Here is a 22,665-nt window from a genome sequence, read left to right as displayed (position 1 = left end):
AATGTGCCGCCTCACCGGTATTGGTGAGGCGGCACATTTTGCTATCTAGGGGATGAAGAGCTCGCTACTTAGCGGCTACTCCATCAGCGTTGCCCTCCGTGTGGTGCAGATGCGGCAGGTGAGTCGAGTGCAGGTCGTGGCCGAGCACATCGTGCGCATCCGGGTCCTCGTTCGGGAGCACGTGCGAGTACTTGGAGTAGTAGCGGTACAGCGCGTAGGCGCCAATCACCGTCAGCACGATAGCAATGCCCAGAGCCCACGGCACAGCGGCGGCAGAATACATAACAGAGAAGAGCACCAACAGCCAGGAGAGAGCAGCTGCAAGAACCGAAATATTCATAGCAATAATTGCAAGCTTACGGCGACGGACATCAACCATAATCGGTGCGGGAAAACCCGCTCCCTCCTTCCAACGGAGCTTCTCTCCGTTCTCGCGTGCACCCGAAGGTGTCAGATGCTTAACTAACCGCCATCTTCGGTGGTCAGAATAGAATCATAAGCCTATATATCTATGATACGGCGCTTGAAGTAGACATCAAAGGTTTACAAACACCATTAGAGCAACCCCACATAACAGGTGAACGGGTATCTCAATATGAGGTATAGAATGCGTAATTCTTACACAAAAGATGGGTACTCCATACCCTCTCATTCACTCTACGAACTGTGTAGGAAACGATAAAAGCTCACCGCCCTCCGCGGTACGTGAAGCACCACGGCGGACGGTGAGAGGAGCGTAAATAAGTATCAGCGCGAACCGCTGGTTGCGCGAGGAAACCCAGAATATGTCAACGGAATCCTGGACGGTACTGACACCTCACGAACAATACCGCAGAAAGCAACCGGCGGAAGATACTGTATTTACAATCACCCACCGTACCCCAGCACTAATTTTTGTAGAAATTACGCCGCAATAAACGCTGAATTGAGCGTCATAAAACAGCGAAAAGCCCCGGCTGCTTCAACCCCATAGCGGGGGAGAAGCAGCCGGGGCGTCGCTAGTACGCGGGCCGTGCCGTTAGGCAACGGGTGCTGTGATTAGGCGGTCGGAACGTCCTCGTCAACCCACTCGAGGGTGCGGGAGACAGCCTTCTTCCACAGGCGGTACTGGCGGTCAACCTCTGCGGGCTCCATGGAGGGCAGCCAGCGCTTGTCCTCAGCCCAGTTGTCCACAACGTCCTGCTCGCCGCTCCAGAAACCAACAGCGATACCTGCAGCGTATGCTGCGCCCAGAGCGGTGGTCTCAACAACCTTCGGGCGGATTACGGGAACGCCGAGGATGTCAGCCTGGAACTGCATGAGGAACTCGTTAGCGGTCATGCCGCCGTCCACGCGCAACTCGGAGAGCTCAACACCGGAGTCAGCGTTCATTGCGTCCAGAACCTCGCGGGTCTGGAATGCGGTTGCTTCCAGCGCCGCACGCACGATGTGTGCACGGTTCACGTAGCGGGTCAGACCAACGATGACGCCGCGAGCGTCGGAACGCCAGTGAGGTGCGAACAGGCCGGAGAACGCGGGAACAACGTAGCAGCCACCGGAGTCCTTGACGGAGGTAGCCAGTTCCTCAGACTCTGCAGCGTGCTCAATCATGCGCAGGTTGTCGCGCAGCCACTGGATCAGGGAGCCGCTCATTGCGACCGAGCCTTCCAGAGCGTAGACGGGTGCTGCGTCGCCAATCTTGTATGCGACGGTGGTCAGCAGACCGTTGTTGGAGAAGACGGGCTCGTTGCCGGTGTTCATGAGCATGAAGTTACCGGTACCGTAGGTGTTCTTCGCCATGCCCTTCTCGAAGCAAGCCTGACCGAAGGTTGCGGCCTGCTGGTCGCCCAGGATGCCCGCGATGGGGGTGCCTGCGAGCAGACCGGTTGCGCGGCCGAAGCCGTACACCTCGGAGGAGGACTTGATTTCGGGCAGCATGCTCATGGGGATGCCCATGTCTGCAGCGATCTGCGGATCCCATTCGAGGGTGCGGATGTTCATCAGCAGGGTACGGGATGCGTTGGTTACGTCGGTGACGTGAACACCGCCGTCAACACCACCGGTCAGGTTCCAGACCAGCCAGGTGTCGGTGTTGCCGAAGAGCAGGTCGCCGCGTTCTGCGCGCTCGCGTGCGCCTTCAACGTTGTCCAGGATCCACTTGATCTTGGGGCCGGAGAAGTAGGTAGAGAGGTTCAGGCCGACGATGTCGTGGTACTTGCCAACGCCCTCTTCGCCTGCGAGCTCTTCAACGATTTCCTGGGTGCGGGTGTCCTGCCAGACGATTGCGTTGTAGACGGGCTCACCGGTGTTCTTGTCCCACACGACGGTGGTTTCACGCTGGTTGGTGATGCCGACTGCAGCGATTTCGTGGTGGTTGACTTCGCCGTTTGCCATAGCCATTGCTACGACCTTACGGACGTTCTGCCAAATCTCGGTTGCGTTGTGCTCGACCCAGCCGGCCTTGGGGAAGATCTGCTCGTGCTCGAGCTGGCCCTGAGCCACGTTCTCGCCCGCCTTGTTGAACAGGATCGCGCGGGAGCTGGTGGTGCCCTGGTCGATGGAGAGGATGTACTTGCGTTCGACGTTGAGGGTTGCGGAGTGCAGAGAAGTCGTCATTGATTTTTCCTTAGAACAAAAGAACGGGGGTATTAGAGAGGTTTAGAGGGGCAGAACTGCCGGAACGATCAGGCCTGCGAGGATAGCGCCGATGATTGGGCCAACAACCGGAACCCATGCGTAAGACCAGTTGGAACCGGTCTTACCGGGGATAGGCAGGAAGGTGTAGGCGATACGGGGGCCGAGGTCACGTGCGGGGTTGATAGCGTAACCGGTTGCGCCACCAAGACTCATACCGATAGAAACAACGACCAATGCAACAGCCAAGGGGCCAATCTGGGCGGGGGTCTTACCGGATGCGATGATCCAACCAATCAGGACGAAGGTGCCGATAATCTCGGTGAGCAAGTTCCAGCCGTAGGACTTGATAGCGGGGCCGGTTGCGAAGATGCCGAGGCGGTCGCCCGGGTCCTCATCGAAGTGCTTCTTGTAAGTCAGGTAGGCTGCGGTTGCACCAGCCATTGCGCCGAGCATCTGAGCGACGATGTACAGGGTGATGTTCAGCGGGGTTGCGGGAACGCCGGTTGCCAGGTCGCGGCCTGCAGTTGCCAGGCCAACGGTCACAGCGGGGCTCAGATGTGCACCGGAGTGGAAGGAGAGGTATACGGCGGTGAACACTGCCAGACCCCAACCGAAGGTGATAACAACCCAGCCTGCGTCCTTAGCATAGGACTTCTTCAGGGTCACTGCGGCGCATACGCCGGCACCGAGCAGAATCAGGATGAAGGTGCCGAAGAACTCGGAAAGTACAAAACCAAGAGTGGTGGGGGCACCGGATGCATCCACGAGTGCGGATGAGCCGGCTGCAAGTACAGTTCCTGCGGAAGCAAGAAGAGACATTGATGCTCCTTGAAGACGAAGCGTCTGGAAGGCAAGCGAACCTTTGCTTGCGTGTTCCCGTGCGTCCTCACCGCACGGGCGGATCGGGGCACAACGCTGTGCTGAAATGTGTAGCGGATTGCTACGAAAAATTGATAGATGTTTTTGGATGAGAAGCAGATCGTACCAGTGGGTTAACCCTGTATTTAGCTCGCTGCTTCTTATGCAGGGGATTATCGTAAACGGTTATTTAACCTCTCGTCCACCCCTCACCGAAAATATGAGATAACCCATGCTCGGTGAGGGGTGAACGGTCGGTTCGTACCGGATAACCGGTCACGAAAGGTGCGTGGAATCTCTACGGATTAGAGCTTCACACGGGGTGCCACGGGGGTGACAGCCTCAATCTTTGCCGATGCCTCAGCGTCGGTGGAGGTGGACTCTGCCTCGCGGATAGCCTGTACGCGTGCGGCGTAGAGGTCGAGTTCCTCCTTGACCTTCTTATCGTCCCAGCCGAGCTCGGCACGCAGGATATCGAGGATCTCGTCTGCTGCTGCCAAGCCGCGGTCGCGCTGCTCGAGGTCGAGGCGTACGCGGCGGACCAGTACATCCTCCAGGTGTAATGCACCCTCGTAGCGGACAGCGAAGACGACGTCTGCACGCAGGAACTGGGGTGCCTTAGCCAGGGGAGCACCGAGGGAGGGGTCAGCGTCGATGAGAGCGCCGAGGTCCTCAATCTGCGCGCCGTAACGCTCGAGCAAGTGGGTGATACGGTCCTCATCCCAGCCGTAACGCTCTGCGTAGCGTGCACGGTTAGCAGCGATTGCGTGGTAGCCGTCTGCACCGACCAGGCCGATGGTTGCGGTCACGGAGGGGTTCTGCTTAGCCTGCTCGCCCAGTGCGAAGTCGACAGCGTCGGCAGCCATGACACGGTAAGTGGTGAGCTTGCCGCCTGCGATGGCGCTCATACCGGGTGCAACCTCGGTCACGGTGTGCTCACGGGAAACCTTGGTGGATGCTGCGCCGTCCTTGACCTTGGGCTGCAGCAGCGGGCGCAGACCGGTGTAGGTGCCGATGATGTCCTCGCGGGTCAGCGGGTTAGCGATCAGCTTGTTGGCCTGCATCAGGACGTAGTCGATGTCCTTGCTGGTTGCGACGGGGCGCTCGCGGTCCTCGGCGTAGGGGGTGTCGGTGGTGCCAATGATCCAGTAACGCTGCCAGGGGATGATGAAGAGAACGGACTTCTCGGTCTTGGTGAAGATACCGCTGGTTGCGTTGATGCGGTCGCGGGGAACCACGATGTGAATACCCTTGGATGCCAGAACCTCCAGGCCACCCTCGGGGTTAGCCAGGGATTCGGACTCTTCGGTCCACACGCCGGTTGCGTTGATGACGTGCTTTGCGCGCACGTTCAGGCGCTCGCCGGTCTCCAGGTCTGCCAGCTCTGCACCGATGACGCGGCCGGATGCGTCCTTGGTGAAGCCGACAACCTGGGTGCGGGATGCAGCCAGTGCGCCGTAGCTTGCAGCGGTGCGGACGACGTCGATGACGAGGCGTGCGTCGTCAACGCGTGCGTCGTAGAACTGGATTGCGCCGCTGAATGCGGAGTCCTTGATGTCGGGGAAGACGGTCTTGGTGCCGGCCTTGGTGAAGTGACGCTGGGAGGGGACGCCCTTGTTGCCGCGGGATCCGAGGAATGCCAGGGTGTCGTACATGCCGATGCCGATTGCGGAGTATGCGCGCTCGATGACGGGCATCTTCAGAGGCCACAGGAAGGGCTGTGCGTGCACGAGGTGGGGTGCAATCTTGTTCAGCAACAGGCCGCGCTCGGTGAGAGCTTCGGTCACGAGCTTGAAGTCGAGGTTGTAGAGGTAGCGCAGGCCACCGTGAACGAGCTTGGAGGACCATGCACTGGTGCCTGCTGCCCAGTCACCTGCTTCGACGATGCCGGTGCGCAGACCGCGGGTTGCTGCGTCGAGGGCAATACCTGCACCGGTAATGCCGCCGCCCACAACCAGGATGTCGAGTTCTTCGTTGACCATGCTCTTGAGGGCCTTGGCGCGGGACTCAGCGGTCAGCTGGGACTGCTGTGCAATGTGCTGGGAGCTCATGTATTGCTCTTTCTTGTCGTGCCGCGTGAGCGGCGTGGGGTTTCATCTTGCAAATAGTAAAACCCAATGGTGAAATAATAACCAAGCCACATGAACGGATTTTCATCGGAGGTCTGTACTCAATGAACGAACGCACTAACCACACATATGAGGCAGCGCAGCTGTACTACATCCACAACATGACGATGGACGCTATCGCGGCTCGTCTGGGGGTTTCTCGAGCCACTGTGTCACGTCTGCTTAAAAGTGCTCGTGAGAGCGGCATGGTACAGATCCGTCTAGATGATTCCTTCCGCGCCCGCAGCGAGCTTGAGCGCCGCATCGGTGAGCGCTATAAGGTGCGCGTTACTCTCGTGAACGTGCGCCCGGATGCTACCCCCATTGCCCGTATGAGTCAGGTATCCCGTACTGCGGCGGCTCTACTTGACTCCCTGATTGATAATGGAACGAGCCTGGGTGTGGCGTGGGGTTCGACCATGACTGAGATTTCTCGTCATCTGCCGCGCCGCCCGCTGAAGGGCGTGACTGTCGTGCAGATGAACGGCGCCGGTAATGCGCACCATTCGGGTATTCCGTACCTGGGCTCTCTGCTGGGGCAGCTGGTGAATGCTTATGATGCGCAGGCGATTCACTTCCCTGTTCCCGCGTTCTTTGACTATGCGGATACGAAGACCGCCATGTGGCGTGAGCGTAGCGTTCAGAAGAATTTGCATGCTCAGCATAATGTTGACCTCGCTATTTTTGGTGTGGGTGCTTTTGGTGGCCCTATTCCTTCTCACGTGTATTCGGGTGGCTATTTTGAGGCGCAGGAGCAACGTCAGCTGCGTGAGCTGGGCGTTGTAGGGGATATGTGCACGATTCTTCTGCGTGAGGACGGCTCGTGGGCTGATCTTGAGTTGAATAAGCGTGCGTCCGGTCCGACTCCGAAGGAGCTGGCTCGTATTCCGCGCCGTATTTGCGTTGCGTCCGGTACCCATCGTGTGCGTGCCCTGCGTGGTGCCTTGCGTACGGGTGCGATTACTGACTTGGTTCTTGATGACGCGCTGGCAAAGGCGCTCATGGAGAAATAGCTAAAAATAATCGCCGCGGGTATGAGGGCCTGTGGCGATGGGGGAAAGGGGCACATTGAATCTGAAAAGGTAGTGCTTGAGAGCTTTCCTGGTGAAGCTCTCAAGCGCCGCATGAACAATGTTTCAAGGTGCCCTTTAGTGTCGTCAAAAACTGCTTTCTGACCCTACAATGTGAAACGTTTGCGCATGTGAAAGTGCATATTTGTGCACTCCATTGAAGGTGTGCGCCACTCACCGTTAGAAAGAACCAACCATGACCCCCACCTATAACGCCCAGGTGAATCCGCACCTGGGCGCACCCGGCATTACCACCATGCACGGTGATGCCCAGTCCTCTGACGCTACTCCTCTTGCTGGCCCCGGCGCTGGCGACTGGAAGATTACCGGCACGAAGCTCGGCGGCGCCTGCCCGACGATCCTTGCCGGACGCGACGGCTTCATTCAGGTGCTCTGCACCCAGGTCTTCGCCCACGGCGAGTTCATTACCCCGAAGCTCTCTATCCTTGACCCGCATACCGGCCGCGAGCTCTCCCACTTGGACATCCCGAAGGGCGCACTGCTCGGTGGTGTGTATGCCTACCTTGACGCGCAGGACCGCATGGTTTTGGTGGATGGCTCTCAGTGCCTGCTACGCCTCTCCCACTCTGCTGACGGTCGCAGCATCCGAGTTGATGAGCGTATTGACCTGAGCCGCATGCTCGCGCAGAGTGCCAATGACGCTGTGGTCGGTCTGGTACCCGACTGGTCCGGCCGCATTTGGGTTGCGACGAAGAACGGCTACATTGCGGTGATTGATTCTGCCCGCGGCACGATTCGCTCGATGCGCCTGAATAAGGCGTCGATTGCGGGTGAGCGTATTGATAACTCGATTTCGGCGTGCCCGCAGGGCGTGAGCGTGGTGACTTCTCACGCTATTTATATGCTGAACGCTACTGCAACCGGTGCGCCCACCCTCAAATGGTGGCATGCGTACGACCGCGGTAGCGCCCGCAAGCCGGGTAAGCTCGCGTGGGGTTCCGGTGCCTCCCCGACGTTCTTTGGCCCGAACGGTTCGGATTACGTGATGCTGACCGATAACTCTGATATTCAGGAGTCGGTCATTGTGTACCGCACTGATAACGGTGCGAAGGTCGGTAGCGCCGGCCTGTTTACTGCCGGTACCTCTGGCACTGAGAATTCTATGATTGGTGTGGGTAACACGATGGTCGGTGCAAGCACCTACGGCTACCCCTACCCGAAGTACCCGGAGGGTGCCGGCCCGTCGGTTCCTGCGAACGCGCTTTTTGCTCCCGGTATGGAGCGTTGGGATATTACCAATCGCGGTCTGCGTAAGATTTGGGATCGTAAGGACGTATACTCTTCGGCTGTTCCTCGCTATTCCACCGCTGACGGTCTAATTTACACCTGTGAGCGTCGCCGCGGCCCGGCTGGTTTAGCGAATGGTGCCTACGCGTGGGCTGTCGCGCTGGACATGGAAACCGGTAAGACGATGCACGAGCAGCGCCTGCCTCAGCATGTGAGCCTGCTGCTTGGCGGTGGCGACACCCTGCAGATGGTGGGCACGATTGACCGTTACGGCACTTGGTGGCAGGGCACGATTAGCGGCGTGTACCGTATCGCGAAGGCTTAGGGGAGTAGAAAATGACTAAGAATAATCTGATGAACGCTTCTCGCCGTACCGCGTTGAAGGTTGCGGGCGCTTCGGCTGCCCTGGTGGCTGGCGGCGTGAGCGCTGCGGAGGCGGCAACTCGTTCGGGCGGTAAGCGCGCTCGCGTGACCCCGGTGACCCAGCGTCCTGGCGGACAGCGTGGCGGGCAGCGCGGTCAGCACGGCGGTGGACAGCACGGTGGCGCGGCGAGTTCCGCTCTGGCGCAGGTGCCGATACGCTATAACGAGTCGTGCATCCGCCTGGAGTTGAAGGCTGCTAACGGTGTGCAGGCTGTGCCTTTGCAGAGTCAGCCGGCGCGTACTGTTGCTTTCCGGAATCTGCCGACTCGCCTGAGCATTATTAATGAGGGCAATTCGACGCTGCCGGTGGGTACTCGCCTGATGGTGCGTGCTCGCGCGCAGGACCCGAAGACTGGTTTGTTGTTGAAGCCAGCGGTGACTCTTCGTGTTTCCTCGGGTCAGGCGGTGCTGCCTTCGGGTAACCTGGGTGCTTCGGCCCTGGTGGCTCCTGTGGATGCTCTGAATCTTGATGCGGTGCGCCGTAGCGAGCAGACCGGTCAGGCTGGTGCCGGTAGCGAGAACGTTCTGGAGTTGCGCACTGCTATTCCTCGCGGTCATCGCCTGGATGTTCAGCTGAATTATCAGGTGGCTTCGGGTGTTGCCGGTTCTGCGTTGAAGCAGGTTCATGTGAGCGCTGTGCTGGATATGGCGGCGGCTGGTTTGTCCTCTTCGTTCTACGAGGTGCAGAGCTCGGCTGTGGTTGCTTCGCTGAACTAGCAGTTGGGCTGGCTCCTGTGAAGGATGGGCACGGCGGGGGAGTGGCTCCGTTGTGTGTTTTTATACCTTATATATAGGCGCCTGTTCAAAAAGGTATGTTGAAAGGTCGGGGTCGTTCCTGGGAACGGCCCCGACCTTTGCATTGTCTAGTCTGCCGGCGTGAGCGGTAGCTGATTTTTCCTATGCGGTTTCGGTCCTGTCGTGTTCGCCGAATGCCACCTGCACCGCGTGGTGCAGTGCTTCGCGCACCATGGCGATGGCGGGGTTGGCGGCGGACTCTCGGCGTACGGCGGTAAAGATTTTGCGGCAGGGCTTGCCGGGCAGCTCCACGATGCGTAGCCCCTCGGTGGTGGAGAGGGAGGAGAGGATGAAGCCGGGCACGATGGTGACGGCGAATCCTGCTTTGACGAGGTTGGAGTTCGTAATCATGTCATTGGCGCTGTAGCGGATGACCGGCTCGAATCCTGCGGTGCGGCACTGGTTGAGCGCCCAGCTGCGGGAGGTGTTCTGCTCCATTTCGAGGACCCAGGGCAGTGCGTGCGCTTCCTCAATCGAGGTGATGGTGGAGGTGCTGGGCACGATGAGGCTGAGCGGGTCTTCGGTGAGTAGCTCGGAATGCAGTTCGGGGTATTCGGGGATGTGGTGGTGCGGGTAGGCTTCGGAGAGCACCATGTCGTATTCGCGGCTTCGGGTCAGGGAGGTTCCGGTTTCGGGGTCGATTTGCAGTACTTGCAGGGTGAGTGAGGGTGCGTGTTCGGCAAGGTAGCTGAGGGTTTCCGGTAGCAGTGCGAAGGCCGCGGACTGGAAGATGGCGAGGCGGACCATGCCTGCGGGTTCGCCGGTGAGGTTGGCGACGGAGGTTTGCATGCGGTCGAGTTCGCGCAGGATGCTGCGGGCGCTGTCGACGATGATGAGTCCGGCGCTGGTGAGCTGTACGCGCCTGCCGATGCGCTGCAAAAGCGGGGTGCCGGTTTCTTTTTCGAGGGTGGCAATCTGCTGGGAGACGGCGGAGGGGGTGAGGCTGAGTGCTTCGGCTGCGGCGATGACGGTGCCGCGTTCTTGGATTTCGAGGAGCATTTGCATACGTCGGATGTCGTAGATGGACATATTTTCCTCCCTGGTGCACTCGGCATTGCGCTGGCTGTGGCTGCCACCGTATTCCATGGTGCGTCTCTCATCGTGGACTCTTGTATATGGTACCGCGCAGGCTTCCGGCCGGCTCTTTTTGAGACGCCTGAAATGGGGTGCCGGCATGTTGGCTTGTGTAGCGAGTATTTTCGCGCTGAATGTGACGATTCTTGGGGTTGAAGATGCTTTTGGGACTGGTTTTGAAGTGTTCGTCTGTTACGAAGTGGGTTCGATATTTGCGCTCTGAAAGTGCTAGCCTGAGAGAGATGGATAGCGATGTCGCTACAAACTTCACCTTGTCTCTTCGAACAGGAGGTTCGGAGGGGGCGCGGGGTGAAAACCTCACCGCACAATCATTAAGAAAATCTAAATGAATTTTGGAAAAAACATTCAGTTTTTCTAATGAGGTATTTATTACCCTTTTGTGGTGAAATAGAGACATCGCCAAACGTGGTGTGTACCGCACACAGTAAGATAGTTAGGAGTCAAGGATGACCCATCCTTTCGCATCTGAGCACTACCAGAAGATGGCTCTGGAAGCTCGTCAGCTTGTTCGCCAGTGGGTAAATGAGTCCCAGTCGATCAAGCCCACCTTCGCAGCTGAGCAGCTCGCCGGTGTTCTGAAGGACCCCAATGGTCTTCCCTTCACCGTCGGCTTTGTTGATGGCGTTATTCGCCCCGAAGACGACAACGTCTCCGGCCGCAACCTCTCCCGCATTTCCGGCCTGGCACCTTCCTTCCTGCCCTGGTACATGAAGTCCGCTGTTGGCTTCGGTGGCAAGCTGGCTGGCAAGGTCGCATGGCCCACCGTTCCCGTTGCACGCCGCGTGCTGCGCGAGATGGTTGGTCACCTGATCGTCGACGCTTCCGAGGAGAAGCTGGGCGACGCAATTGCAGAGCTGACCAAGACCGGTAACCGCCTGAACGTCAACCTGCTCGGTGAGGCAGTTCTGGGTGACAAGGAAGCAGAGCACCGCCTGGCTGAGACCAAGCGCCTGCTGGCACGTGACGACGTTGACTACGTCTCCATCAAGGTGTCCGCTGTTTCCGGCCCCCACCAGCACTGGGCATTCGACGAGGTCGTTGAGACCGCAGTTCGTCGCCTGACCCCCCTGTACGAGCTGGCTGCATCCACCTCCCCCAAGAAGTTCATCAACCTGGACATGGAGGAATACAAGGACCTGGACCTCACCATTGAGGTGTTCACCAAGATTCTGGACCAGCCCCACCTGAAGGACCTGGAAGCCGGTATCGTGCTCCAGGCATACCTGCCCGACACCCTGGCTGCAATGCAGCACCTGCAGGAGTGGTCCGCAAAGCGCGTTGCTGCTGGCGGCGCAGGCATCAAGGTTCGCCTGGTTAAGGGTGCAAACCTCTCCATGGAAATCGTGGAAGCTGTTATGCACGGCTGGCCGCTGACCACCTGGGACACCAAGCAGGCTGCTGACACCAACTACAAGCGCGTTCTGGACTACGCACTGCGCCCCGAGCACGTGAAGAACGTTCGCCTCGGTATTGCAGGTCACAACCTCTTCGACGTTGCTTTCGCACTGCTGCTGTCCGAGGACCGCGGCGTGAAGGACCGCGTCGAGTTCGAGATGCTGATTGGTATGGCTGAGCAGCAGGCAGAGATCATCCGCCGTCGCGTTGGCCACCTGCTGCTGTACGTGCCCGTCGTGAACCCCAAGGAATTCGACGTTGCTATCGCATACCTGATCCGTCGTCTCGAGGAGAACGCTTCCTCCGAGAACTTCATGTCCGGTATCTTCGACCTGGCAACCGACGAGTCCATCTTCAAGCGCGAAGAGGACCGCTTCATGCGTGCGCTGAACTCCGTCACCGACGAGGTTCCCGCATCCAAGCGCACCCAGAACCGTCTGACCGAGAACGAGGACAACGTCTTCGTACCGGCAGGCCGCTTCGAGAACACCCCCGACACCGACCCTGCACTCTCCGGTAACCGCGAGTGGGGCCGCGCAATCCTCGAGCGTTCCAAGACCACCAAGCTGGGCATCGAAACCCTCAAGGCTAACGAGCTGACCAGCGAAGCTGACGCTGAGAAGCTGATCAAGGAAACTGAGGAAGCTGGTAAGGCATGGGGCAAGCTCTCCGGCCACGAGCGTGCAGAGATTCTGCGCAAGGTCGGTAAGGCTATCGCACTGCGCCGCGGTGACCTGCTGGAGGTTATGGCAGCTGAGGCTGGCAAGACCCTGGAGCAGGGCGACACCGAGGTCTCCGAGGCAATCGACTTCGCATACTACTACGCAATGCTGGCTGAGGACCTCGAGAAGATCGACGGCGCAAAGCCCAAGTCTGTTGACCTGACCCTGGTTGTTCCCCCGTGGAACTTCCCGACCGCTATTCCCGCCGGTGGTGTTCTGGCTGGTCTGGCTGCAGGTTCTGCTGTCATCTTCAAGCCCGCAACCATTACCGCTCGCACCGGTGCCCTGATCGCAGAGATCATGTGGGATGCAGGCGTTCCCAAGGAAGTTCTGAAGCTCGTCAAGGTTGTTGACCGCGCTGCAGGTAAGCTGCTCATCTCGCACCCCGAGGTTGACCGCCTGATCCTGACCGGTGGTTACGAGACCGCTGAGCTCTTCCGCTCCTGGCGTGATGACCTGCCCCTGTTCGGTGAGACCTCGGGTAAGAACTCCATCATCGTCACCCCGAACGCTGACATCGACCTCGCCGTCAAGGACGTCGTCTACTCGGCATTCGGTCACGCAGGTCAGAAGTGCTCCGCTGGTTCGACCGTCATCCTGGTTGGCTCCGTTGCACAGTCCGAGCGTTTCCGTCGTCAGCTGATTGACTCTGTCAGCTCCCTGCACGTGGCACACCCGCAGGACATCGAGTCCGAGATGGGCCCCGTTGTTCAGAAGCCGGAAGAGAAGCTGCTGCGCGGTCTGACCACCCTCGGCCCGGGCGAGCGCTGGCTCATCCAGCCCAAGGAACTGGACGAGACCGGTCGCCTGTGGAGCCCCGGTGTTCGCGAAGGCGTCAAGCCCGGTTCCGAGTACCACATGACCGAATACTTCGGCCCCATCCTGGGCATCATGACCGCTGACACCCTGGAAGAGGCAATCGAGCTGCAGAACGCACCCGATTACGGCCTGACCGCAGGTCTGCACTCGCTGGATGCTGACGAGCTCGAGCTGTGGCTCTCCAAGGTCCAGGCAGGTAACCTGTACGTCAACCGTGCAATTACCGGTGCAATCGTTCAGCGTCAGCCCTTCGGCGGTTGGAAGAAGTCCACCGTTGGCTCCGGTACCAAGGCTGGTGGCCCCAGCTACCTGATCGCTCTGTCCGATTGGGAGCCCGCACAGGCAACCGCAACCGCTGTCACCCAGTCCGTGACCGTCCGCGAGACCCTGGCTACCATCGAGAACTCCGAGCTGGGCAAGCGCGAGGACTTCGCATTCATCAAGCGCGGTGTCTCCTCTGACGCACACGCTTGGGACACCGAGTTCGGCTTCGGCCACGATCCCTCGAAGCTGGGCGTGGAGCGCAACATCCTGCGCTACGTACCCACCCAGGTTCTGGTTCGTGCAGACGAGTCCGCATCCGCAGCAGAGACCCTGCGCGTTGTGCTCGCCGGTCTGGCAGCTAACGCACCGGTTGCTCTGTCCGTCGGTAAGGACCTGCCGGTCGACGTCCGTGGCGTCCTCGAGAACAAGGGCATCAAGTACGAAGTCAAGTCGGACGCTCAGTTCCGCGAGTACCTGGCTTCGAACGCTAAGACCCCGGTTCGCGCACTGGCTGGTACCCCGCTGGAAGGCACCCGTATCCGCTACATCGGTAACGATGAGAAGTCCCTCTACACCGCACTGGGTGGTCGCCCGGACGTTGCAGTGTACTTCGCACCCGTCACCGAGGCTGGCCGTATCGAGATGCTGCCCTTCCTCCGCGAGCAGGCTGTTTCGATTACCGCACACCGTTTCGGTAACCCGAACCGCTTCTCCGAGCGCGTCATTTCTTCCCGCTAAGGCGCTGTGAGAGTTTAGCTCTCTAGCCTAAGGCTCAGGGCCCTGCACCATCATGGTGTGGGGCCCTGAGCCTTTTGGTGTGTCTGATGGCTCCCTGCTGGAGGTGAGTAATAGGGGTGCTTCTAGGGCCTTGGGAAGGGGCGCTTGTTGAGCGGTTAGATAGGATAAGGAAAATATAGTGTCATAGAAGTGGTACGGGGGTGTTTGGACGTGCCCCGCGTTACTTCTTATGTGATAATTGGTGTAGGACGTTCCGTCATCCCACATACGGAACGACACCGTGCGCGGGACGGTCCGCGCTACGCAAGAACACACTGAAAGGACACCGCTGCTATGAGCAACGTTCCCGCAGAACTCTCGTACACTTCTGAGCACGAGTGGGTTTCCGCTCTCACCGCCGAGGGCACCGTACGTGTTGGTATTACCGACCACGCTCAGGATGCACTGGGTGACGTCGTCTACGTCGACCTTCCCTCTGTCGGCGATTCTGTAGCTGCTGAGGATAGCTTCGGTGAGATTGAGTCCACCAAGTCTGTCTCTGATCTTTTCGCTCCCATTGCGGGCGAGATTGTCGCAGTGAACGAGGGCCTGGAGGATGACCCCGCACTGGTTAACTCCGATCCCTACGGCGAGGGCTGGATCATTGAGATTCGCCCCGAGAACGCTGATGACCTGGCTAACCTGCTGGATGCAGAGGCGTACAAGGCTGAGCTGGCTAAGCTCTAAGTCGATAGTCTAGCTCGATAGACTCTATAGCTCTGGCGTCCCTCGTGTTAAGAGGTACGTACTGATGAAACGGCGAGACCGATTGGTCTCGCCGTTTTTCTTTTAAAATGCACACAAACGCAAATAGTTGGGCGCATTTAAGGTTCGTCTTGAAGGTGCAGGAATTCACTAAAGGGGCTTGAAGGATGACTAAACCCCTAGTGGGGGCCTCTTTCAAGTTAAATGTGATGAAAACTTCAACTATCGCGAGAAGATAAAATTTTCCTCGTAAAGCAGTCCAATATGAGATATATGTGTTCGAAGTATTGGAATTTTGCTAAAATTGGTACTGTCTCTACTGATTAATGTTTGATTGTGTGGCTATTTTTGGGTTCAAAAAGCCTCTGAAAAGGGCGAACTAAATAGCAAAATGCCTTGTGAGGCTATAAGATTGTCTCGAAGGTTTGCGGTTTATCATTTCGTGATAAACAACTAAACTTATCTATCACACTCTCAACACTAAGCAAAGATGTTCGGCACGGAGCGAGACCCCCGACCGGGGGAACGAGCCATTCACTCAAATACGGCGAGTATCGTCATCGACCGAACAAGTACCCGAAAGACATAGATGACCTCACGCATCGATGAGAACCTCACTAACGCTGAGGTTCAACTAGAGGACGTGGAGAACGGCGACTCTGACCGTAACCCGCGTGACGTTAAGAGCCGGACCATTGGTCAGGTTCTTAGCCAGCTTGACCTGGAGTTCCCCGGAATTAGCGCATCCAAGATTCGCTTCCTGGAGGAGCGCGGCCTGGTGCACCCCAGCCGTACCGAAACCGGTTACCGCAAGTACTCCCAGACTGACATTGAGCGCCTGCGCTACATCCTCACTATGCAGCGCGATCACTATATGCCGCTCAAGGTAATCCGTCAGCACCTGGAGGACCTGGAAGCCGGTCGCGTACTGAACTCTATGCCTGCCACCGTAAGCGAAGACGTGCTAGACACCGTCCTCGGCCCGAACGAGCAGGAAGGTCGCACCTACACTCTCCGCGAGCTGGCAGAATACGCTGACACCACCCCTGAACTGATTCGCGAGCTGATTGACTTTGGGTTGCTCGAAGACGGTTCGGATGTGGAGTACACCGATTACGATGTGCTGATCGCCCGCGTTAGTGCAGAACTGACCCAGCACGGTATTCAGCCCCGCCACCTGCGCGCATTTAAGTCTGCGGCAGACCGTGAAATTTCCCTCGTGGAAATTGCGGTGGCTCCGCTGGCTTCGCGCCGCGACGCAGCCTCCCAGGCTCAGGCGCAGGAACGAGCCAACAAGATTCGCAAGTTGTGCCTGCAGCTGCATGCAACTCTCGTCGAATCGGCGATGCCTACCTACGAGTAGGCGACCGAAGACGCAGACGACCGGACTGTCTACCCTTCAAAACCCATGCGGTTCCACCGCACCCCGAACGGGGATTTCCCTCGGGAAACACCACTGACCACGGTGATTCCCTCTACAGTCCCTACCTGCACCAACGGGTAGCGGCCTCTAGACTTGGACGAAGCCGACGCTGGCACGCTCGGAATTTCTACCCCTTCGTCCAACACGAAGAGCTTTCTCACCAGGGGGCTCCCGGCCTGCCAAGGCTATTCACTCAACTCAGCGGTAAATGCGTACGGACTACCAGTCCGTACGCATTTACTTTTTAAACTCCTCCTGCATAAACTCCCTCTGTGGGGTGGGTGCCCAGAAAAGCGAAGGGAACAGTGGGGGAGGGGCGCCCCTATGAGGCGTTAATGAGGCAAGAATGAATCTGAAAAGATCATTCGCTTCGGTGGGTTCAATTTTAAGTAGAGCCCTCTATCAGTTAAAATGGATTGAACAACCGCGCCTATCGCGCATCGGTCGCACTGTCGAACCGCTGTGTAGTATTGAAAACCGCGCCGGAACCCAGTAGAGGAGCCACGCGAATCATAGACGCAGATTCTAGACCTCAACCCTAGAATCTCACCCCGATATCTCACCCCGAGAATCGGGTCTACACCGGAACGATATCGACTGCATTTGATGGGGCGCGGTGAAGCACTTAAAAGGGTTTAACGAAAAGGAGGGACCGTGCTAGAGCAGCAGGTAGCCGAAAATGCAGGCGAGGCCGCAACCACGCACGCACCCCAGGGCTTCGACCAGCCCCTGGATGGCTTCGATACCCTCTTCCCTGTAGCACCGCCTCCGCGCGGTGAACAGGGCGTACTCTTCACCGACCCTGTCTCTGTCGTCGAGGAAAACCTCGGCTACCGTGGCGCCGTCGCCTGCAAGGCAGCAGGCATCACCTACCGTCAGCTCGACTACTGGGCACGCACCGACCTGGTTGTACCCACCGTGCGTAGCGCCTCCGGCTCCGGTACCCAGCGCCTCTACAGCTTCCGCGATGTGCTCGTGCTTAAGATTGTGAAGCGACTGCTCGACACCGGCGTGTCCCTGCAGCAGATTCGCACCTCCATCGAGCATCTGCGTACCCGCGGCATTGACGACCTCGCGAACATTACCCTCATGAGTGACGGCACCACCGTCTACGAATGCACCTCCCCGAGCGAGGTCATTGACCTGGTTCAGGCAGGTCAGGGCGTCTTCGGTATCGCTATCGGTCGCGTCTGGCGCGAAATCGAAATGAACCTCAACGGCCAGCCCGGCGAAGAAATGCATGAAAACTTCGAAGGCGACGAACTCGCCGCCCGCCGTGCCCGCCGCGCACAGGCATAAAACACAAAACGTGAATCAGCCCGCGCTCACTACCTATCGGGTAGCGAGCGCGGGCTGAAGCTTTAAATGCGAGGGAATATTCAATGCTCACTTGAGAAAAAACTCAAGATACACCCCTGTCAGAGCCAGAAGAAAAGCGAAGATTCGCTAAAATAAAGGGGCATTACACCTCACTCATAAAAGGGACCTGCATGCCCCGCATCGTCAGTATCAGCAGCCTCAAGGGTGGCGTTGGCAAAACGTCCATCACTTTGGGGCTCGCCTCCGCGGCATTACACAGCGGACTCTCCACACTTGTTATTGACCTCGACCCCCACGGCGACGCCAGCACCGGCCTGGCAGTGGATGAAACCATCCCCGACGTCGCCTCCCTGATTGCCAGCTCCAATGAACGCGCCTTCGCGGAGGAAGCCGGTAGCTCCTCCTGGAACGCGCTCGTCGGCAAACCCACCCTGCTGACCAATAACCCCGTGACCACCGGTAGCGTGAAGGTGGCGCGAGGCTCGGCGCGCTCCACCCTCGTGGACCGGCAGGAAGCCGCGCCGTTCATCCGCCGATTCAAGCGCATGGTGGAGGCGGCAGCGGACGCCTACGACGTGATTCTGATTGACTGCCCGCCGTTCCTCGGAACCCTGTCTTCGATGGGCTGGGCGGTGAGTGAGCGTATCCTCTCGGTAGCAGAGCCCTCCCTCTTCTCCGTGGCGGGCACCGAACGAACCCTGCGCGCCATCGTGCGCTTTCAGCAGGAAAGCGGCATCAGCATTGACGGTGCGGGAGTAGTTATTAACAAGATGCGCCCCAACGACAGCGAACACCACTACCGACGCGACGAAATGCGCTCCCTCTTCGGCGAGCTCGTGGCAGAACCCGTGCTCGCTGAAAGCCCCGTGCTGCAGCGTGCCCAGGGTGCGGCGTACCCGATTCATTTTTGGCCCGACGAAGAATCGGTTGATCCCGCCATTGACTTCACCCGTCTGCTGGCTGGGCTCATGGCTGATTTCTAATCGCAGACATCTAAACGCAGATACCTGTGCGTCACCAATCCGCAGGCTCAAATAGTTTCAATGCTTGAGTGCGTCTTCTCAAAGAACCCCTGTGTTCTCAGCCCTGTGTTCTCAGTGCTGTGTTCTTTGGGACGGCGCACTTTCGTATATCCGTCAACATTGACACTAGATAGTGGGAATAGCCGGTAGCCTCCACGCGTTATAGTGGCAGTAACAGAAATAACCCCGCCATCGAGGGGCACGCTGGGAACGAGCCCAGCCTCAACACCAACAACGAGAGGACCACATGAGCATCGAGAACGTAGAACGCATTGACGGCGTAGCACAGTACGACCTCATCGTCATCGGCTCCGGATCCGGCAACACCCTCATCGGCCCCGAATGGGATGACAAGAAGGTCGCCCTCATCGACGGCGGTATCTTCGGTGGCACCTGCCTGAACGTTGGCTGCATCCCCACCAAGATGTACGTCTACCCGGCGACTATCGCGCAGAAGACCCGCGAGGTCAAGCACCTGGGCGTCGACGCACACGTAGACGCCGTGCACTGGGCACAGATTCGTGACCGCATCTTTGCCTCTCGCATTGACCAGATTGTTGAAGGCGGCCGCGAATGGCGTGCCGGTCTGCCCAACGTCGATTTCTACGACCAGTACGCGCGCTTCGTCGGCTCCCACACCGTTGAGTTGACCGACGGCACCCGCCTGCAGGGCCGCCAGATTGTCATTGCGGCAGGTTCGCGCGCCGTGCTGCCTCCCGTGCCCGGTATCGACTCCTCTAAGGTCTACACTAACGACAACGTCATGCGCCTGGACGAGCTGCCCGCCCGCATGGTCGTCATCGGTGGCGGCGTGATTGCGGCAGAATTCTCCCACGTTTTCTCCGCATTCGGCACCGAAGTAACCCAGCTGAACCGCTCCTCCCGCCTGCTGCGCGGCGTGGATGAAGAGGTCGTGGCACGCTTCGAAGAAGCCGCAAGCAAGCAGTGGAACATCGTCAAGGATGCGTCCCTCTCCGAAATCCGTGAGAACGCCGACGGCAGCGTAACCGTCGTAGCGAAGCGCACCACCGAGAACGGTGAAGAACTGCTCGAAATCCCGGCAGACGCTGTGCTCGTGGCAACCGGCCGCCGCCCCAACACCGACACCCTCAACGCGAAGAACTACTTCGACGTGCAGGACGGCGGTCAGCTCAGCGTCGATAAGTACCAGCGCGTGCTCTACAACGGCGCGCCCGTACCCGGCGTCTACGCCCTCGGCGACGTGTCCAGCCGCTACCAGCTCAAGCACGTGGCAAACCACGAGGCACGCGTTGTGCAGCACAACCTCAGCCACCCCGAGGACCTGCGTGCCAGCGACCACCGCTACGTACCGGCTGCCGTCTTCAGCAACCCGCAGATTGCTGTGGTCGGCATGACCGAAGAGCAGGCGCGCCAGGCGGCTGAACGTGAAGGCTTTGAGATTACCGTCAAGGCACAGAACTTTGGCGACACCGCCTACGGCTGGGCAATGGAAGACAAGATTGGCCTGTGCAAGCTCATTGCCCGTAAGGACAACGGTGAGCTGCTCGGTGCACACCTGGTCGGTGAAGAGTCCTCCGTGCTCATCCAGCCGCTCCTGCAGGCAATGAGCTTCGGCATGGATGCGCGCACCCTCGCACGCGGCCAGTACTGGATTCACCCGGCACTGACCGAAATCGTTGAGAACGCGCTGCTCGGTCTGGAATTCGACGAGCCCGCAAACTAAGAACCCGCCATCTAACGACGGCTAGATAACGTCCGAAAATCGAGGTTTCTAGCGAACAAACAGAGAGGAGGGGATCGTACCTAAGCGGTACGACCCCCTCCTCTCGTTATTGGTGGCCAGAGCCGGTTATGCCTTGTCGCTGTCAGACTTCTGCGGGTTCTGCTCTGCAACAGTCTTCTTCTCAGTCTGCGCGGGCTTCTCAGCGGGAGCATTAGCGGAAGACTTCTCAGCCTTTTTTACCTCTTCAGCCTCCTCTTCCTGAGGCTTCTGCATCATCTCGGCGGTCTGTTCACGCAGCTCCTCAAACTTCTCAGCCGCCTGCTCACGCAGCTCGGCAAGACGCTCCGCCTGGTGGTCCGCGTACTCGTGCAGACGCTCTGCCGCCTGCTCACGCAGTTCAGCGAACTTCTCAGACTGCTCCGCCGCGTACTCCTGCAGGCGAGCCAAAGAATCCGACGTGCTATCGGAAACCTTGCCGTACATCTCATCCACGTAGGAGGAGAAGTCCTGCAGAATCTTCGCGCGGCGCAACTTCTGCGAGGGAGTCAGATAGCCGTCCGCCTCGGTCAGATCGCGGTTCATAATGCGGAACTCGCGAATACCCTCAGCGCGGGAAACCAACTGGTTCGCCTCGTCCACGAGCTTCTGAACTGCAGCACGAACCGCCGGGTGAACAGCAGCCTCCGGGATGGAGAGCGAACGCGGCAGACCCAAGTGCTCCAACTGCTCGGGCAGGGTATCCGGATCCAGGGTCACCAGAGCCGCAACGAACGGCTTCTCATCGCCTACCAGCATCGCCTGAGAAACCAGGGGAGAGGTACGAAGATGAGTCTCCGCAATACCCGGAATCACGTTCTTACCGCCGGCGGTGACAATGATTTCCTTCTTGCGGCCCACAATCTTCAGGTAGCCGCGCTCATCGAAATGAGCCAGGTCACCGGTACGGAACCAGCCGTCCTCAGTGAACGCCTGAGCGTCCTCTTCGGGGTTCTTGTAGTAGCTGCTAATCACGCCCACGCCACGAACCAGAAGCTCGCCGTCCTCAGCAATATAGCCTTCGGAACCGGGGATGAGCGGGCCAATCATGCCAATCTGGTACGGGTTGATGCGGCCAGCCGCAATCGGGGCGCAGGTCTCGGTCAGGCCGTAACCCTCAACCACCTGCACACCCACCGCGTGGAAGAAGTGCGCCAGGCGCTCGCCGAGGGGACCGCCGCCGGAGACCGCGTAGCGCAGCTCGCCGCCCAGAGCCGCACGCAGCTTCGAGTAGACCAGCTTGTCGTAGAGAGCGTACTGCGCCGCCAGCTTCAGCGGGACACGGCCCTCAACCTTCGCCTGTGACCAGCGCACCGCAATATCGGTGGAACGCTCAAAGAGCGACTTATTGAACTTGCCGCCCTTAGCCGCCTTCGCCATGGCGCCCTCGTACACCTTCTCAAAGACGCGGGGCACCACCAGCAGCATGGTCGGCTTGAAGCTATCCAAGTCAGCAGCCAGGTTCTTAATATTGGGGGAGTGACCGATGACCAGACCGGCATCCAGTGCCAGCACCTGAATCAGACGCGCCAGAACGTGCGCCAGCGGCAAGAAAAGAATGGAGGAGTTGCGGGAGTTCGCAATCTCGGGTTCGACCATTTTGGTGTTGACACTCAGGTTTAGGAAGTGGCCGTGAGTCAGCGCGCAACCCTTGGGGCGGCCGGTCGTGCCGGAGGTATACACAATGGTCGCGATGTCATCACAGCCGGCAGCGGAACGTACCTGCTCCAGCTGCTCATCGCTCACCTCGGACGCGCGAGCGCTGAGGGCATCAAGGTCGCCGTTCTCAATGACCCAGCGGTGCTTGAGCTGGTACGGTTCAGAAGTGGAAGCGGCGTATTCTTCAGCCTCAGCCACACGATTCAGGAGCTTCTCATCCTCGACGAAGATGGCGACAGCCTCAGAATGGGACAGCGCCCATGCAGCCTGGGCGGCAGCGTTCGTCTCATATACCGGCACGGAGACAGCACCGGCATACCAGATGGCGAAGTCAATGACGGTCCACTCGAAGCGGGTGCGGCTCATAATGCCCACACGGTCACCCGGGCGGATACCCGCAGCAATCATGCCCTTAGCCAGGTCGGTCACCATCTGGTGGAACTGCTGGGCTCGAACCGGCTGCCAGTTACCCGGCGACATCTGACGGCGGTACAGCACCGGGTTGGAGCTATCGGCTCGGTGGCGCTCAACAATGCTTGTCAGGTTCAGCGAGGGGTCGACAAGAACCTCAGCGGGAGTGGAGAAGACTTTCATAATGCGCCTTT

15 protein-coding genes are annotated in these 22,665 nt (G+C 58.9%); 9 read left to right on the top strand and 6 right to left on the bottom strand.

Features of this window, described 5'->3' with window-relative positions:
* Positions 1 to 64: 64 nt before the first annotated feature.
* The 4 genes from HMPREF2928_RS07355 to HMPREF2928_RS07340 all read right to left on the bottom strand — a co-directional run bounded on the left by HMPREF2928_RS07355 (position 65) and on the right by HMPREF2928_RS07340 (position 5,525).
* A complete protein-coding gene (locus HMPREF2928_RS07355; protein WP_246823128.1) occupies positions 65 to 379 on the bottom strand; it encodes an N-acyl-D-glutamate deacylase in 315 nt (104 codons plus the stop codon).
* Positions 380 to 1,038: 659 nt separating this feature from the next.
* Positions 1,039 to 2,595: a glycerol kinase GlpK gene (glpK, locus tag HMPREF2928_RS07350; RefSeq protein WP_049345276.1), complete on the bottom strand. Its 1,557-nt coding sequence runs from the start codon at positions 2,593 to 2,595 to the stop codon at positions 1,039 to 1,041.
* Between the two features lie 42 nt (positions 2,596 to 2,637).
* Entirely contained in the window at positions 2,638 to 3,435 is a 798-nt protein-coding gene (locus HMPREF2928_RS07345; RefSeq protein WP_005507711.1) for an MIP/aquaporin family protein, read from the bottom strand.
* Positions 3,436 to 3,779: 344 nt separating this feature from the next.
* The gene (locus tag HMPREF2928_RS07340) at positions 3,780 to 5,525 is read right to left on the bottom strand and encodes a glycerol-3-phosphate dehydrogenase/oxidase (protein ID WP_070688023.1); all 1,746 of its coding nucleotides are present in this window, start codon (positions 5,523 to 5,525) and stop codon (positions 3,780 to 3,782) included.
* Between the two features lie 122 nt (positions 5,526 to 5,647).
* Here HMPREF2928_RS07340 and HMPREF2928_RS07335 point away from each other — a divergent pair, with 122 nt between their 5' ends.
* The 3 genes from HMPREF2928_RS07335 (at position 5,648) to HMPREF2928_RS07325 (ending at position 9,040) form a co-directional block, all read left to right on the top strand.
* Entirely contained in the window at positions 5,648 to 6,595 is a 948-nt protein-coding gene (locus HMPREF2928_RS07335; RefSeq protein ID WP_070629535.1) for a sugar-binding transcriptional regulator, read from the top strand.
* Between the two features lie 253 nt (positions 6,596 to 6,848).
* A complete protein-coding gene (locus tag HMPREF2928_RS07330) occupies positions 6,849 to 8,225 on the top strand; it encodes a 6-pyruvoyl tetrahydrobiopterin synthase (RefSeq protein WP_070629534.1) in 1,377 nt (458 codons plus the stop codon).
* An 11-nt stretch (positions 8,226 to 8,236) separates the two neighbouring features.
* Positions 8,237 to 9,040 (top strand): transcriptional initiation protein Tat, encoded by an 804-nt coding sequence (locus HMPREF2928_RS07325; protein WP_070629533.1) that lies wholly within the window; start codon positions 8,237 to 8,239, stop codon positions 9,038 to 9,040.
* A 180-nt stretch (positions 9,041 to 9,220) separates the two neighbouring features.
* Here HMPREF2928_RS07325 and HMPREF2928_RS07320 read toward each other — a convergent pair whose 3' ends face one another.
* Positions 9,221 to 10,147: a LysR family transcriptional regulator gene (locus tag HMPREF2928_RS07320; protein ID WP_005506591.1), complete on the bottom strand. Its 927-nt coding sequence runs from the start codon at positions 10,145 to 10,147 to the stop codon at positions 9,221 to 9,223.
* Positions 10,148 to 10,659: 512 nt separating this feature from the next.
* Between HMPREF2928_RS07320 and HMPREF2928_RS07315 the strand changes: the two genes are divergently transcribed.
* The 6 genes from HMPREF2928_RS07315 to HMPREF2928_RS07290 all read left to right on the top strand — a co-directional run bounded on the left by HMPREF2928_RS07315 (position 10,660) and on the right by HMPREF2928_RS07290 (position 20,365).
* On the top strand, positions 10,660 to 14,151 hold the full coding sequence (locus HMPREF2928_RS07315; RefSeq protein ID WP_049359854.1) for a bifunctional proline dehydrogenase/L-glutamate gamma-semialdehyde dehydrogenase: 3,492 nt from the start codon (positions 10,660 to 10,662) through the stop codon (positions 14,149 to 14,151).
* 333 nt (positions 14,152 to 14,484) lie between these two features.
* Complete coding sequence (gcvH, locus tag HMPREF2928_RS07310; protein WP_005507722.1) at positions 14,485 to 14,877, top strand: glycine cleavage system protein GcvH; 393 nt, start codon at positions 14,485 to 14,487, stop codon at positions 14,875 to 14,877.
* 607 nt (positions 14,878 to 15,484) lie between these two features.
* Positions 15,485 to 16,258 carry a transcriptional regulator FtsR gene (locus HMPREF2928_RS07305; RefSeq protein ID WP_070629531.1) on the top strand — a complete coding sequence of 258 codons (774 nt, stop codon included), beginning with the start codon at positions 15,485 to 15,487 and terminating at the stop codon, positions 16,256 to 16,258.
* 714 nt (positions 16,259 to 16,972) lie between these two features.
* Positions 16,973 to 17,617 (top strand): MerR family transcriptional regulator, encoded by a 645-nt coding sequence (locus HMPREF2928_RS07300; protein WP_070688021.1) that lies wholly within the window; start codon positions 16,973 to 16,975, stop codon positions 17,615 to 17,617.
* Between the two features lie 191 nt (positions 17,618 to 17,808).
* On the top strand, positions 17,809 to 18,621 hold the full coding sequence (locus tag HMPREF2928_RS07295; protein ID WP_070688019.1) for a ParA family protein: 813 nt from the start codon (positions 17,809 to 17,811) through the stop codon (positions 18,619 to 18,621).
* 286 nt (positions 18,622 to 18,907) lie between these two features.
* A complete protein-coding gene (locus tag HMPREF2928_RS07290; RefSeq protein WP_070688018.1) occupies positions 18,908 to 20,365 on the top strand; it encodes a mycothione reductase in 1,458 nt (485 codons plus the stop codon).
* A gap of 126 nt (positions 20,366 to 20,491) precedes the next feature.
* Here the strand turns inward: HMPREF2928_RS07290 and HMPREF2928_RS07285 are convergent, their stop codons facing one another.
* The gene (locus tag HMPREF2928_RS07285; RefSeq protein ID WP_070688016.1) at positions 20,492 to 22,654 is read right to left on the bottom strand and encodes an AMP-dependent synthetase/ligase; all 2,163 of its coding nucleotides are present in this window, start codon (positions 22,652 to 22,654) and stop codon (positions 20,492 to 20,494) included.
* Positions 22,655 to 22,665 lie beyond the last annotated feature (11 nt).

It is taken from the genome of Rothia sp. HMSC072B04, from assembly GCF_001813725.1.
Classification (GTDB): domain Bacteria; phylum Actinomycetota; class Actinomycetes; order Actinomycetales; family Micrococcaceae; genus Rothia; species Rothia mucilaginosa.
This window is presented reverse-complemented; position numbering and strand designations above follow the sequence as displayed.